The sequence below is a fragment of the Acidithiobacillus concretivorus genome, from assembly GCF_018853445.1.
Taxonomy (GTDB): Bacteria; Pseudomonadota; Gammaproteobacteria; order Acidithiobacillales; family Acidithiobacillaceae; genus Acidithiobacillus; species Acidithiobacillus concretivorus.
On sequence record NZ_JABELD010000202.1, the window covers coordinates 1 to 253 of the forward strand.

At 50.2% G+C, this 253-nt stretch carries 1 pseudogene; it reads right to left on the reverse strand.

The annotated features are described in order from the left end of the window. Positions 1-253: pseudogene (locus HJG40_RS14995) on the reverse strand (plasma-membrane proton-efflux P-type ATPase); the annotation flags it as partial.

A 253-nucleotide genomic window follows, 5' to 3' on the forward strand; every position in this document is an offset into this window, starting at 1 on the left:
GACAACACTGCCGGCATGGCGACCGGAATGGAAGCCACCACCACCACCAGGACAAAAGCCAGCAGAGTTAAGAAAGGCAAGCCCCGCAATAGTTCTACAACAACCAGCAATAACGAAAGCGATAGAACCAGAACAATTAAAAAGTTACCGATATTAAGTACGGCTTTCTGAAAGTGCGAAACAGGTGCGGCTTTTTGCACCAGGCTTGCCGTGCGGCCGAAAAAAGTCGCAGAACCTGTTGCATAGACCAGCC